General features: G+C 69.4%; 14 protein-coding genes and 1 tRNA gene. 4 read left to right on the top strand and 11 right to left on the bottom strand.

Features of this window, described 5'->3' with window-relative positions; genetic code table 11:
- Window positions 1–22 precede the first annotated feature (22 nt).
- On the bottom strand, window positions 23–445 hold the full coding sequence (trxA, locus tag FB557_RS00895) for a thioredoxin (RefSeq protein ID WP_144854786.1): 423 nt from the start codon (window positions 443–445) through the stop codon (window positions 23–25).
- 177 nt (window positions 446–622) lie between these two features.
- Between trxA and FB557_RS00890 the strand changes: the two genes are divergently transcribed.
- Window positions 623–2,200: a cation:proton antiporter family protein gene (locus FB557_RS00890; RefSeq protein ID WP_144854784.1), complete on the top strand. Its 1,578-nt coding sequence runs from the start codon at window positions 623–625 to the stop codon at window positions 2,198–2,200.
- 105 nt (window positions 2,201–2,305) lie between these two features.
- Here FB557_RS00890 and rraA read toward each other — a convergent pair whose 3' ends face one another.
- Window positions 2,306–2,788: a ribonuclease E activity regulator RraA gene (rraA, locus tag FB557_RS00885; protein WP_144854782.1), complete on the bottom strand. Its 483-nt coding sequence runs from the start codon at window positions 2,786–2,788 to the stop codon at window positions 2,306–2,308.
- A gap of 173 nt (window positions 2,789–2,961) precedes the next feature.
- On the opposite strand from rraA, the gene aceB reads away from it, so the two are divergent.
- Window positions 2,962–4,578, top strand: coding sequence for a malate synthase A (gene aceB / locus FB557_RS00880; RefSeq protein WP_144854780.1), 1,617 nt, complete (start codon window positions 2,962–2,964; stop codon window positions 4,576–4,578).
- Between the two features lie 285 nt (window positions 4,579–4,863).
- Here the strand turns inward: aceB and FB557_RS00875 are convergent, their stop codons facing one another.
- The 6 genes from FB557_RS00875 to FB557_RS00850 all read right to left on the bottom strand — a co-directional run bounded on the left by FB557_RS00875 (window position 4,864) and on the right by FB557_RS00850 (window position 11,629).
- Window positions 4,864–7,119 carry an isocitrate lyase/phosphoenolpyruvate mutase family protein gene (locus FB557_RS00875; protein WP_144854778.1) on the bottom strand — a complete coding sequence of 752 codons (2,256 nt, stop codon included), beginning with the start codon at window positions 7,117–7,119 and terminating at the stop codon, window positions 4,864–4,866.
- A gap of 20 nt (window positions 7,120–7,139) precedes the next feature.
- Complete coding sequence (locus FB557_RS00870) at window positions 7,140–9,023, bottom strand: aldolase/citrate lyase/malate synthase family protein (protein ID WP_144854776.1); 1,884 nt, start codon at window positions 9,021–9,023, stop codon at window positions 7,140–7,142.
- Between the two features lie 153 nt (window positions 9,024–9,176).
- Window positions 9,177–9,626: a hypothetical protein gene (locus FB557_RS00865; RefSeq protein ID WP_144854774.1), complete on the bottom strand. Its 450-nt coding sequence runs from the start codon at window positions 9,624–9,626 to the stop codon at window positions 9,177–9,179.
- A 52-nt stretch (window positions 9,627–9,678) separates the two neighbouring features.
- On the bottom strand, window positions 9,679–10,233 hold the full coding sequence (locus FB557_RS00860) for a type 1 glutamine amidotransferase domain-containing protein (protein WP_144854771.1): 555 nt from the start codon (window positions 10,231–10,233) through the stop codon (window positions 9,679–9,681).
- 120 nt (window positions 10,234–10,353) lie between these two features.
- Window positions 10,354–11,040, bottom strand: a complete 687-nt coding sequence (locus FB557_RS00855; protein ID WP_144854769.1) for a DUF1345 domain-containing protein — start codon at window positions 11,038–11,040, stop codon at window positions 10,354–10,356.
- A gap of 163 nt (window positions 11,041–11,203) precedes the next feature.
- Window positions 11,204–11,629, bottom strand: coding sequence for an excisionase family DNA-binding protein (locus FB557_RS00850; RefSeq protein WP_144854767.1), 426 nt, complete (start codon window positions 11,627–11,629; stop codon window positions 11,204–11,206).
- Here FB557_RS00850 and FB557_RS00845 point away from each other — a divergent pair.
- Window positions 11,552–11,836 (top strand): hypothetical protein, encoded by a 285-nt coding sequence (locus FB557_RS00845; RefSeq protein WP_211356488.1) that lies wholly within the window; start codon window positions 11,552–11,554, stop codon window positions 11,834–11,836. The two genes, FB557_RS00850 and FB557_RS00845, sit on opposite strands and share 78 nt — an antisense overlap.
- Before the next feature lie 39 nt (window positions 11,837–11,875).
- Here FB557_RS00845 and FB557_RS00840 read toward each other — a convergent pair.
- The 3 genes from FB557_RS00840 to FB557_RS14415 form a co-directional block, all read right to left on the bottom strand.
- Window positions 11,876–11,958 (bottom strand) — tRNA-Leu (locus tag FB557_RS00840).
- A 60-nt stretch (window positions 11,959–12,018) separates the two neighbouring features.
- On the bottom strand, window positions 12,019–12,516 hold the full coding sequence (locus FB557_RS00835) for a MerR family transcriptional regulator (protein ID WP_246074279.1): 498 nt from the start codon (window positions 12,514–12,516) through the stop codon (window positions 12,019–12,021).
- A complete protein-coding gene (locus FB557_RS14415) occupies window positions 12,513–12,605 on the bottom strand; it encodes a MerR family transcriptional regulator (protein WP_246074277.1) in 93 nt (30 codons plus the stop codon). The genes FB557_RS00835 and FB557_RS14415 overlap by 4 nt, the downstream gene beginning before the upstream one ends.
- Window positions 12,606–12,681: 76 nt before the next feature.
- Between FB557_RS14415 and FB557_RS00830 the strand changes: the two genes are divergently transcribed.
- A complete protein-coding gene (locus tag FB557_RS00830) occupies window positions 12,682–12,864 on the top strand; it encodes a monooxygenase family protein (RefSeq protein WP_144854765.1) in 183 nt (60 codons plus the stop codon).
- The last annotated feature ends 167 nt before the right edge of the window (window positions 12,865–13,031 follow it).

Below are 13,031 nucleotides of genomic sequence, written 5' to 3'. Positions count from 1 at the left end.
CTGGTATCCGTGCCGAAGGGGATCAGCCAGCCTGCGAAGAGCCGCCAGCCCCGGAGTCGGCGGCAGCCGCGCCGGCCTCGGACTCAGCCTGGGCCTCCTCGACCTGTCGGCGCACGTCGTCCATGTCGAGCCCGCGGATCTGCTCGATGAGCTGCTCGAGAGCCTGGGCGGGCAGGGCGCCGGACTCGCGGAAGACCATGATCCCCTCACGGAAGGCCATGAGTGTCGGGATCGAGGTGATCTGCGCGGCGCTCGCGAGCTGCACCTCGGCCTCGGTGTCGACCTTGCCGAAGACGATGTCCTCGTTGCTCTCGCTGACCTGCTCGAAGATCGGGGCAAACATCCGGCACGGCCCGCACCAGCTGGCCCACCAGTCGACGAGGACGATGTCGTTGTCCTTGAGGGTCTGCTCGAAGGTCTCGGTGGTCAGGTCGGTCGTCGCCATGTCGTGCTCCTTGCCTGTCGTAACGTCAATGTGGTTCAGCCCGGCGCAACGGGGATACCCACTTGGGTATTCCCGGCGAAGGGGGTGAGGGTAAGCCGACCGGGGAGCGAAGGCGAGCCGGCACCGGGGCGAGAGGCATCCCCCTTCGCCATTGATGACCGCCGATAGGTTTGGTCCATGGAGGTCGCCGCCACATACCTCGTCGCGGCCTTCGCCTGCGCGCTCGCGGCGGTCTACCTCCGGCTGCCGCCGCTCGTCGGCTTCCTCGTCGCCGGCTTCGTCCTGGCCGCGCTCGACGTCCCCTACCTCGAGGGGATCGACCTCGCTGCCGACCTCGGCGTCACCCTGCTGCTCTTCGGCATCGGGCTCAAGCTCGACGTGCGCACCCTGCTCCGACGCGAGGTCCTCTTCACCTCCGTCGCGCACATGGTGATCTTCACCGTCCTCGGGGCGGGCTTCGTCAAGTTGCTGCTGCTCCTCGGGCTGCCCGGTCTCGGCTCGGTGACCGGCGGCGGCGCGCTCGCGATCGCCTTCGCGCTGTCCTTCTCGAGCACCGTCGTCGTCATCAAGGTCCTCGAGGAGCGCGGTGAGAGCCAGGCGTTCTACGGGCGCCTCGCCGTCGGCATCCTCGTCATCCAGGACATCGCCGCGGTCGTCTTCCTCGCCGCGAGCGAGGGCCACCTGCCGTCGGTGTGGGCGCTCTCGCTCGTCCTCCTCTGGCCGCTGTCGCTGCTGCTGCGCCGGGTCTGGAGCCACCTCGGGCATGGCGAGATGCAGGCGCTCTTCGGTCTGCTCATCGCCTTCGTCCCCGGCTACGCCCTCTTCGAGCTCGTGGGGCTCAAGGGTGACCTCGGGGCGCTCGTCATGGGCATGCTGCTCGCCCATCACCGCGCCGCGAGCGACCTCGGCCGGCAGCTGACGAACATCAAGGACCTGCTCCTCGTCGGCTTCTTCCTCGAGATCGGCCTCGCAGGCGTGCCGAGCCTGGTCGACCTGGCCGTGGCCGGTGTGCTGCTGGTCCTCGCCTTCGTGCAGGGGTGGGGCTACGCGCTGCTGCTGCGCCTGTCGCAGATCACCCGGCACACGACGAGCCGCGTAGGCCTGGCGATGGCCCAGTTCAGCGAGTTCGGGCTCATCGTCACCGCGGTCGCCGTCGAGATGGGGCTGGTCGAGGAGCGCTGGCTGACGATCATCGCCGTCGCCGTGGCCGCCAGCTTCGTCCTCTCCGCGGCGGCCAACCGCACCGAGAGCCACGCCGACCGCCTCTCCCTGCTCCTGCCCCCCGACCCGCCGGTCGACCGGCTGCACCCGGAGTGCCGCCCGCTGGCGCTCGAGGGCGCCGACGCGCTGGTCCTCGGGATGGGTCGTGTCGGTCAGGGCGCCGCGCACCAGCTGCTCGACGAGCACCGGCTGCACGTCCTCGGCGTGGAGCAGAACCCCGACAAGCTCCTGGCCCTGGCCAAGGACGGGCTCAAGGCGATCGAAGCCGACGCGAGCGACATCACGCTCTGGGACGGCGTGGTCGACCACCCCCGCATCCAGCTCGTCGTCATCGCCCTGCCGTCCCACGAGGTGGCCCTGGACATCCTCGGCCAGCTGCGTCAGCGCGACTACACGGGCCGGATCGCCGCGGTCGCGCGCTACCCCGAGCACGAGACCGAGCTGCGCGCCGCCGGCGCCGACGTCGTCACCCAGATCTACGGTGGCGCCGGTGCTCAGCTCGCCGACGACGCCTGCACCCCGTCGCCCGGCTGAGTCCCCCTTCGCCCGCCCCATCCCTCCCGCTACCACGCAGTAGTGGCTGTGATCACGACCACTACTGCGTGGTAGCAGGCGACTCGGGGCGAAGGGGGGTGAGCCTCACGTGAGCGCGTGGTCGGCCACGACGATGCCGGTGGCATCGGCGTAGAGGTGATCGCCGGGGGCGAGCCTCACCCCTGTGATGGTCACTGGGACGTCCCGGTCGCCGAGCCCGCGCTTTGCGGTACGAAGGGGGACCGAGCCCAGTGCCCGGACCCCCAGGTCGAGCGTGCGCAGCACCTCGACATCGCGGACGGCGCCGCTGATGACCAGGCCGGACCACCCCTTCGCCGCCAGCTGCTCGGCGATCTGGTCACCGAGGAGCGCCTTGCGCAACGACCCGCCGCCGTCGACGACGACCACCCGGCCCCGGCCGTCCTCCTCGACCAGCGCCTTGACCAAGGAGTTGTCCTCGAAGCACGCGATGGTCACCACCGGGCCGGCGAAGGCCTCGCGCCCACCGAAGTCGAGCCACCCCGGCGCGAGCACCCTCACGTCGTCGGGATGGTCGTCGCACAGGTCAGGGGTCGTCCAGCTCGGCATGGGAGCACCGTAGCGACCCGCTCCCGATCGGCTACCAGAACCGCGCTACCGGACCAAGCCGGTGTGAGAACCCGCACTTTGCGGTCTACGTCATGGACAGATCCGCTCAGAGAGAGTGTGCTGTGCAGATCCCGGCCTTGATCACCAGGCCACCCGCCCCCGAAGGAGACGCGATGAACGTCCAGGCCGCCACCCGCTCAGCCTTCCACCACGTCGTCGTCAAGGGCGAGCAGGCAGACCGCTACGACGAGGTGATCACCCCGGAGGCGCTCGACTTCCTGCGCAAGCTCCACCGCAAGTTCGCCAAGCGACGCCACGAGCTGCTCGACAACCGCTTCCACCGCGACGCGATCGTCAACGGGCTGCACTTCCGCGAGGAGACCGCCGAGGTCCGCGAGGACCCGACCTGGCACGTCGCCGAGCCGGCTCCCGGCCTCGCCGACCGACGCGTCGAGATCACCGGGCCGCTCGACCCGGGGTCGATCATCACGGCGCTGAACTCCGAGGCCGACGTCTTCCTCGCCGACTTCGAGGACGGCACGAGCCCGAGCTGGGCCAACATCGTCGAGGGTCAGCTGGCCCTGCGCGACGCGATCGCCGGGCGACTGCGCCACACCGACCCGGTCACCGGTGCGCAGACCTCCGTCGGCGACGACCCCGCGACAATCATGGTCCGTCCCCGCGGTCTGCACCTCCTGGAGCGGCACATCACCGTGGACTCCAACCCCATCCCCGGTGGCTTCGTCGACGTCGGGCTCTACCTCTTCCACAACGCCCAGCGGCTCATCGACCAGGGCAGCGGCCCCTACTTCTACCTGCCCAAGCTCGAGGGGCACCTCGAGGCGCGGCTGTGGAACGACCTCTTCGTCTTCGCCCAGGACACCCTGGGCATCCCGCAGGGCACGATCCGGGCGACGGTGCTCATCGAGACCATCCCGGCCGCCTTCGAGATGGAAGAGATCCTCTACGAGCTGCGCGACCACGCCGCGGGGCTGAACGCCGGGCGCTGGGACTACATGTTCAGCGTGGTCAAGAACTTCGGCACCGACCTGGGGTACATCTTCCCCGACCGGCACGAGGTCACCATGGAGGCGCCCTTCATGAAGGCCTACACCGAGCTGCTCGTGCGCACCTGCCACAAGCGCGGCGCGCACGCGATCGGCGGCATGGCCGCGATGATCCCGACCGGCGACGCGGCGCAGGACGCGGCCGGGCTCGAGAGCATCCGCGCGGCGCGCGAGGCCGAGGCCAAGGCCGGCTTCGACGGGGCGTGGGTGACCCACCCGGGCCTGATCGAGGTGACCCGCCAGCCCTTCACCGACGCCTTCGGTGACCGGCCGAACCAGATCGACGTCCAGCGTGAGGACGTCGAGGTCAAGGCCGAGGAGCTGCTCGCGATCAAGGACACTCCCGGCCAGGTCACCGCGGCGGGCGTGCGGACCAACGTCTTCGACCTGGTGCGCTACCTCAACGCCTGGCTCGACGGCACCGGCATCGTCGCGATCGACGGCATCCACGAGGACGCCGCGATGGCCGAGATCTCCCGCGCGCAGCTGTGGCAGTGGATCCACCACGGCACGCAGACCAAGAGCGGCGAGACGGTGACCATCGACGTCGTCGGCGGGCTGGTCGACGAGGCGATCGAGCGGCTCGACGAGCTGGCCGAGGACGGGCTGCCCGAGGGTCGCGCGGACGCCCTGCGCGACGTGATCCGTGAGGGCACGCTCGAGGAGTTCCTCCCGGGCTACATCACCGAGTACGCCTACCGGCGGTACCTGCAGTCGGCCTGATCCTCCCCCTTCGGCCCCTCTCCTGACGCCTGCTACCACGCAGTACTGGCTGTGATCACGACCAGCACTGCGTGGTAGCGCGCATCTGGGGGTGGCTCTCTACCTCCGGCTCCCCGCCCAGGCGCCTCACCCGAGAAGTAGCACCTTCACCCGAGGTTGGTAGTCGGGTGAAGGTGCAACTTCTCCCTCAACCCGATAATCGGGGGGCGAAGGGGGACGCGCGCGGGATGACGAAGGGGGCAGGGCCGGGATCGCCGGCCCTGCCCCCTTCGCGTCTGGTGGGGCTCAGCTCTCCTTGCGGATCAGCTTGCCGAGCTCCTCGCCGTCCTCGGCGGAGAGACGCTGGATGCCCGCCTCGTCGACCTTGGCGACGATGATCTCACCGACCTCGGTGGAGACGTCGGAGTAGATGCCCTGCTCCTTCATCTTCTGGGTCTGGTACTGGTTGTCCTCGGTCGGCGCGACGTAGTGCACCGAGGCGGCGCCGAAGCGCTTGATGAGGAAGAGGTGCACCAGGGTCATGAGGCGCTTCTGACGCAGCGACTCGTCGACCGTGTTCTGGTCACGGACCGAGAGGAAGGTCGTGCCGGAGCGGTCCTTCGTCGGGGCGAAGATGACATTGGCCTTGACCTCGTCACCGCTGCCGAGCACGGCGAGCTCGAGCAGGTCGGCTCCCTCGCGGCTCGGGCGCAGCTTGACGCTGAGCTGCTCGGTGCCGTTGACCTCGCTCCACTGCTTGAGCCAGCCCTCGAGGACCGACTTCGGCAGCTCGGTCTGGACGAGGTGCTGGACCTGGGTCGAGCCCTTGCCCATCGCCTTCGTCGTCGCGTTGCGCCCGGCCGAGGCCTGCAGCGCCGCGTCAAGGCGGGGGCCACCGACGTGGGTCTGCGGGGTGCGGTACGGCGACTCGAGCAGCCGGATCTTGCGCTGGACCTGGGCCAGGGCGAGCATGCCGTCGTTGAGCAGCGCGCTGGAGAACTCCTCCGCGGCGACGCCGTCGATCTGGTGACCGCCGTAGGTGATGAAGTTGAAGACGAAGCCCGCCTCACCCAGCTGCTTGGGGAAGGCGCGCATCTCTTCGTCGCTCATGCCGGTGGAGTCCCAGTTGAAGGACGGCGAGAGGTTGTAGGCCAGCATCTGGTCGGGGAACTCGGCGTGGATCGCCTCGGCGAACTCCTGCGCCTCACCGATGTCCGCCGACGCGGTCTCCATCCAGATGAGGTCGGCGTACGGGGCGACCGAGAGCGACTTGCGGATGGCGTACTCCAGGCCGCCACGGACCTGGTAGAAGCCCTCCGGGGTGCGGGCCGGCTCGGCGTCCCAGAAGACGTCGACCCCCAGCTCGCGGGCCTTGTCGCGGACCTGGCGGAAGGACGCAGTCTTGGCGAAGTCGGCCCACTCCTCCTGGCTCATCGCGGCATCGTCACCGTCCTGGGCGGCCAGCTCGAGCGCGGCCGCGACAGCCTCACCGATCGTCATCAGACCGGCAGCGTTCTCCCACTGCTCGACCATCGAGTTGACGAGCTTGTCGTAGGCGGCGTCGGTCTCCGGCTCGGGCTTGCCGACCTGCTCGGCGGCGACCTTCTCGGCCTCGGCCTTCAGCCCGATGCTGTCGAGCCACTGCTCCGCGGCGGCGAACTCGTCATCGCTGACCCGGTACAGGGTGTAGCCGTTGAACTGCTCGTGACCGGCGTTGAAGAACAGCCGCATGAGCGCCAGGCCGACGAGCTTGTACGACGGGACACCCTGCTTGGTCGCGCCGAGGATGAAGGGCTGGTCGCGCTCGTCGCCGGAGTTGTCGAGCAGCGTCGCGGCCTCGGCGTCGGTGCGGGCCACGATGATGCCGGGCACGCCCATGATGTCGAGCTGCAGGCGGGCGGCGTTGAGCCGCTTGATCTGCTCGTCGACCCCGACGAGCACCTTGCCGCCCTGGTGGCCGCACTTCTTGGTGCCGGGGCGCTGGTCCTCGATGTGGTAGCCGGTGATGCCGGCCTCGACGAAGCGGCGGATGAGGTTACGCACGTGGGCGTCGCCGCCGTGGCCGGTGTCGGCGTCGGCGATGATGAACGGGCGGTAGTCGACCGGCTCGGGCAGCTTGGCCTGCTCCTCCTCGGAGAGGCGGCTGCGCAGGTAGGTCTGGTTCTTGTCCGCGGTGAGCAGCGCGCGGACGATCGCCGCACCCTCCTCGGGGACCTGCGACAGCGGGTAGCTGGCGAGGTCGGCGCCCGGGTCCTCGGAGACCGAGCCCTTGGCGGAGGTGGCCCAGCCACCGAGGTAGATGCCCTCGATGCCCTGGCGCTTCATCGTCACGGCCTGGCTCGGGGAGTACGGGCCGTAGGTGGTGATCGACTTCTTCTGCGAGAAGAGCTCACGCAGCCGGGCGTAGAAGGCCTCGGCATTGCCACGCGCGATGGCGTAGTCGGCCGGGATCGTGCCCTGCTGCTCGGCGACCGAGCGGGCGGAGTAGAGGCGCTTGACGCTCTCGAACCGCTCGCCGGACATGTACTCCTGGGCCTTCTTGACGTTCTCGTCGAAGGTCATTGCTGTCGTCCTTCTCTCTCTCAGCTCGCGTCGAAGTCGAGGTTGTGGGTGATGCGGGTGCCATCAGCGCTGAAGGCGTCGAGGTAGGCCCGGATCCGCTCCGTGGCCACCTCGAGGTCGGTGGTGTTGAGGTTGATGTTGAGCAGGTCGATGTACCAGGGCGCCTTGATCTCGGCGAGGACGTACTGGTGGACGATCTCGCGGGCGATGGGCAGCGTCGTCGTCTTGGAGTCCTCGTGAACGTCCTTGCCGTCGGCGGCGAGGAGCTTGTCGTACTCCTCGGCCAGCAGTCGCTCGAAGAGCTCGGCGGTGAAGACGTCGCCGGCGGCGGCGCCGGTCTCCTCGTCGCCGTCGGTGAGCCGGGCACCCTTGTGCACCCACTCCCACAGCACCGAGAGGCGGATCTCACCGGTGGCGGCGTCCTCCATGAGGTAGAGGACGTCGTCGTCGCCGAAGAAGTCGGCGGGCTTGAGCGCCGCAGCCTGGAAGCCCTGACCGAAGGCGTTGCCGTACTGCAGGCCGACCGAGATGAGGTCGCGCGCGCCGCGGATGGTGCGCGGCGCCTCCTCCAGGAGGCGAAGGCCGTCGGCGTCGGCCTGGGTGTAGGTCAGCGGCTCGAAGTCGCGGCCGAGCTGGTTGTCCTCGCCGACCTTCTCCCACACCGGGCGCATGACGTGGACCATCTTCCAGTGGGCGACCCACTTGCCCGAGGCGCCCTCGGCCTGCTCGCGGGCACCGCCCGCGGTGGCCTTCTTCATCGCCGCGTCGACGGCCGCGTCCGACCCGACCGGGATGTTCGGCTCCATCCCGCCCTGCCACAGGGCGAAGTTGCCGTTCGCGTCGGGGGTGTTGACCGCCCTTCGCACCCGGTCCTCGTAGTTGCGCATGTAGCCGTAGGTCATCGTCACGGCGTCGATGTTGGGGTTGATGAACTCCGGGTCCCAGTAGTAGGCGTCGGAGACGGAGTTGATGTAGTCCCAGCGGCCGGTGTTGTAGCCGACGAAGTGCTTGCCGAGCGCGGCCCGGATCTCCATCAGCTGGAAGCACTCCTCGATCTGCTCGACGAGGACGTAGCCGAGGATCGTGCCGCGGTCCAGGCCGAGGTGGTCCTCGAGGGCGTCGAGGAGGGAGCCGAGGTGGGCGGCCTCGGCGGCGGTCTGCAGCTTGGGCAGGTAGAGCACGACCGAGCGGCCCTGCTCGATGAGGTGCTTGTGGTTGTTGACGACGTACGGCACGAGGTCGGCGATCGTCGCGGAGAAGCCGCTGCCGTCGGCGTGCTGGACGTGCCGGTCGTCGAGGTGCAGCCCGCGGATCCGGTAGATGCGGGTGGTGAAGTCCAGCTGCTCGCGCCAGTCCTCGATGATCTCGTGGCCGTGGAACCCCTTCGCCCACTCGTTCATCTCGCCGGCGACCTGCTCGGCGACGTCGAGGAACTGCTGGTCCTTGGTAATCATCAGGTGCAGGTTGCGCTGGTTGTCCAGGCTCATCGTGTCGACCTGGCCCACGGCGTCCTCACCGTCGAACATCCAGCCGTCGGCGCCGGAGAGCATCGCGTAGGCGACGTTGCGCAGCCCCGATGCGGTCGAGGCACGCGGCTTGGTGGCCGGGCCGGTGCCCTGGATCCACTGGCGGCGCAGGTCGTCGGGGATGACCGCGCCCTCGAAGCGGCCCGCACGGGCGTCGGCGACGGTGATGTCGGTGCCGTCGATCGTCGCGTCCTCGTCGAGGAAGTCGATGTGCTGCTTGTTCTGCGCGCGCTCGGTGCGGCGGGCGATGCGCTCGCGCATCAGCTCCCCCCGGCGGGCGTCGAGCGGAGCGAGGGCCTCCAGGGCCGCTACCACCTCCGGCGTGTAGACGTCTTGGTACGCGTCTCGTGCTGACTGCCGGATCGTGATGGCGGACATGCGGGGAGGACCTCCAGCTTCGTCGGGGGCTGTGGCCCCGAGGCTAGATCCCGAACCCACCGGTAACCCCGGCGAGTTGGCCGCGTCACATGTGCGGTATGTCTCAACGGCGAAGGGAGCGGGCGAAGGGGGGTCCCACGCCTCGCGGTACCGTCAGCTCCCGAGCCGGTCCAGGAGCAAGCGCTCGAAGCCGGCCACGTCGCCGCCGACGCTGTCGAGGTCACCGGCGTCGAGCAGCACCTCGTAGCCACTGCCGGTGTCGCGCAGGACGACCGGCGCCCCGCCGGCGTCGACGACAGAGCGCTGGGCGCCGGTCAGCTCGTCGAGGTGCTTCAGCTCGATCGAGACGGGGAGGCGCCGCGCGAGCTCGCCCCACTCCTTCTTGCGCCGAACGGGCGAGTGGGTGATGTCGCACAGGGCGCAGTGCGCAGTCCCGAGGATCTTGCCGATGAGGTACGCGGCCTCGCCGATCAGCCCACCGTTGGCGTTGTAGACGCCGATCAGCCGCCCCCTCGTGCGGTCGCCCGGGGCCGGTATTTGTGTGCGCTTCACGGTTTGAGCATGCCCGACGGGCCGCACCGGGGCGACGACGAAGGCGGGCACCGCCCCCTTCGCGAAGGGAGTAGTGCCCGCCTGCTCGAGGTGAGCCGGGTGGTTACTCCGCCGCGTCGGCGGCGACGCCGTGGTCGAGGGCGTCGAGGAGGGCCGAGTTGAAGGCGGGGATGTCGTCGGGGTTGCGGCTGGTGATGAGGTTGCCGTCGACGACGTTGCGCTCGTCGACCCACTCGCCGCCGGCGTTCTTGACGTCGGTCTGCAGGCTGGGGAAGGAGGTCAGGCGGCGCCCGTCGACGACACCGGCCTCGACGAGCACCCACGGGGCGTGGCAGATCGCGGCGACCGGCTTGCCAGCGGCGACCATGTCGCGCACGAAGCTGACCGCGTTCTCGTCGGTGCGCAGCGCGTCGGGGTTGGCGACGCCGCCGGGCAGGACGAGCGCGTCGAAGTCGTCGACCTTGGCCTCGCCGACGGTCTGGTCCACGGTGCGGGTGTCGGCCTTGTCGAGGTGGTTGAACATCTGCACCTCGCCGGACTCGGTGGAGAGCAGCACGGTCTCGTGACCGGCGTCGGAGAGCGCCTTCCACGGGTCAGTGAGCTCGACCTGCTCGATGCCTTCGGTGGCGACGAGGAATGCGACCTTCTTGGTGGCCATGGGGGTTCTCCTTCGCGTCGGGGATGTTCCTGCCCGGGACAACGGTCTCGACCGCGGCGGACATTCCTGACCGTAGCCGTCCGCGGAGGCCGTCTGGGCCGGTCAGGACCCCCCCTTCGCTCAGAGGAGGACGGTGATCGCGGTGGCGAGGATGACGGTGTTGAAGAGGAAGGCCAGGACGCCGTGGATCGCGACGGACTGGCGCATCTCCGGGGTGAGGATGTCGACATCGGTGGTGCCGGCGGTCGCGGAGATCGCGGCGGAGACGTAGAGGTAGTCCCCGACGGTGCGGTCGCGGTGGGGTGCTCCGTCGGTGGTCGGGAAGCCCAGCGCCGCCCACCCCTGGCGGCCGTCGATGCGCAGGTAGTCGAGGGCGAAGGAGACGACCATCGTCGCCCACGCGCTGACGATGAGCAGGCCGATCATCGCGGCCTTGCCCCCACCGATCGGGCCGAAGTTGCCGCTGACCGCGAGGCCGAGGATGCCGATGGAGAGCACCGCGAGGTAGACCCCGAGACCCGCGCCGGGCTCGGTGAGCATCACGTAGCGCTGGATGGCGGTGGGGCGCTGCGAGCGCTCGGCCCAGGTCTTGAGCCGCTTGGCGGGGGCGGCGAGGATGACGGCGGTGAGCGTCGCGTAGGTCGCCTGGTGGACCGCGATGAGCGGCAGCGCCCACTGCTCCGGCTCGGGGACGATCCGGCCGTCGCCGGCGATCGATCGGGCGAAGGGGTATGAGACGACCACGGCGACCGCCAGGGCGATCAAGGCGCGCCAGGTCTCCGAGGTAAGGGTGTCGAAGAGCTTCACGGGGTCAGACTGCCCGAAGGGGGGTCAGCTCGCCTGGTCGGTGAGGGCCAGGGGTGAGGAGGTCGCTAGGGACAGGGCGATCGGGTGCGCCGTCGCAGGCATGTCGCCCCACCTTCGGACGACGACGGACGGGTCGATCGGATGTGCGCCAGCTCCTGCCTGTTCACAGGGACGACAAGATCTGTCGGCGCTGCTTCTCCGTGAGAACGCCGGCAAACGGCGTGCTGGAGCGAAGATCGCAGCCGTACGGGCTCTTGTCCCAGAGTGCGTCGAGGATGCGGTCCGTCCCTCCATCGAGGATCAACGACCAGTCTTGGAGGTGCTTGGCTCCGATGGAGCCTGGCCGACTCCGGGATAGGCCCCTCTCGATGTTCTTCCGCGCAATGGCTATGACCCGCTCCGGGTCGGTCACCAGGCAACCTGCGACAGCCGCGTGAAGGCGGTGAGACTTCAGCTCAGGGCCCCGAAGGGAGGACATCAGCGAGTCGATCGCGTCGCGCGAGACCCGACGGTGGGTCCCAACCTTCGTGGACGGCAGCTCGCCGCGCTCGATCAGGTTGACGACATGCTGGCGCGACGACCCAATCATCTCGGCCGCCTGCACCACATCGGCATCGGCCGAGCATGGAACGCACACCCCGTCCTACTCCTCATCCAAGACCTCGACATTCCCCCAGCGCAGGGCGGTGGCCCCACCGTCATCCACGCCACGACCGGCGAACTCATCCGCGACCTCACCCTCGACCCCACCAAGGACTACCAACCCCAGAAACAACAAGGCCCGAACCCTCAATGAGGGTTCGGGCCTTGCAGATGTCGTGAGACATCACATCGGTGCGAGAGGGGGGATTTGAACCCCCACGCCCTTGCGGACACTGCCACCTGAAGACAGCGCGTCTGCCATTCCGCCACTCTCGCGTGAGGCCCGCCTATTCTGCCTCACCGCGGCCCGATCACCCAAACCGAGACTCAGGGCCCTCACCCACCCGTCGCGACGTGCTGGTGCGCCAGCCGCCGCAAGGCGAGCAGCACCGGCTCGACGAGCACCGTGCCGAGCACCACCTGGCGCACCGCCGCTCCCGGGTCACCGGGTGGCACCGTGGCGACGTCGAGGCGGGCCACGGCGAGCATCTGCTCGGCGTACGCGCGCAGCTGCTCCTCGCCCACCCCGATCTCGCCGGCCTCCATCCCCTGCAACGCGCGATCGAGATCGACGAGCACCGGGTCGTCGATCTCGATCGACCACCCGAGCTCCTTCACGAGGGCGTGAGCGGCACCCCCTTCGCCCTCCGGATCCCGCCGCCGGCCGTAGAGCGCCCGCTGGGCGGTCCCCATGACGTCGGCCGGGTCACCGGCGGTCTCGAGCACCTGACGCACGGTGGCGATCGAGAGCCCGGCCACCGAGGTGAGCGCCCGCACCAGCCGCACCCGCTCGACATGACTGTCGTCGTAGCTGGCCTGGGTGCGCGAGGTCACCCGACCGGGGTGGAGCACCCTTCGCGCAGGTAGTACTTCAGCGTCGCCACGCTCGCGCCGGTCGCCCCGGCCAGCTCCGAGATCCGCATCCACCCCTCCTCTTGCGCTGGACAGTACCGATACCTAATACTAGATATTTTCACTATCCAAGCGAAGCAGGGCCCCATGACCACCCGCACCACCCACGCCCACGACGGCGACGTCGTCGACTTCCTCATCGGCATGACCTTCACCCGGCCGTGGCGGGTCGACAAGTGGCTGCCCGTCTTCGCCGCGATGCCGCGGATGCTTGCCGAGCTCGAGCGCGCCCGCCAGCGCCTCGGCGGCCGGCTGCACCCCGCAGCCTGAGCTCGCCCCCTTCGTCCTCCGGATGGGGAGGGGCGGCGGACGAAGGGAGCGAAGGGGGGCAGGGCGTCGGCCGGGTGCAGGGGGCCGACCGGCGCCCGGGGGGACCGTTCGTCTGAGGTTCCCCGGGGATCTGCGAAGGAGGGGGGCGGGGAGAACCCTGGACACGC

Source organism: Marihabitans asiaticum, assembly GCF_007828725.1.
Classification (GTDB): domain Bacteria; phylum Actinomycetota; class Actinomycetes; order Actinomycetales; family Dermatophilaceae; genus Marihabitans; species Marihabitans asiaticum.
Note: the sequence above shows the minus strand (reverse complement) of the source record. Positions and strands in the feature narration are given on the sequence as shown.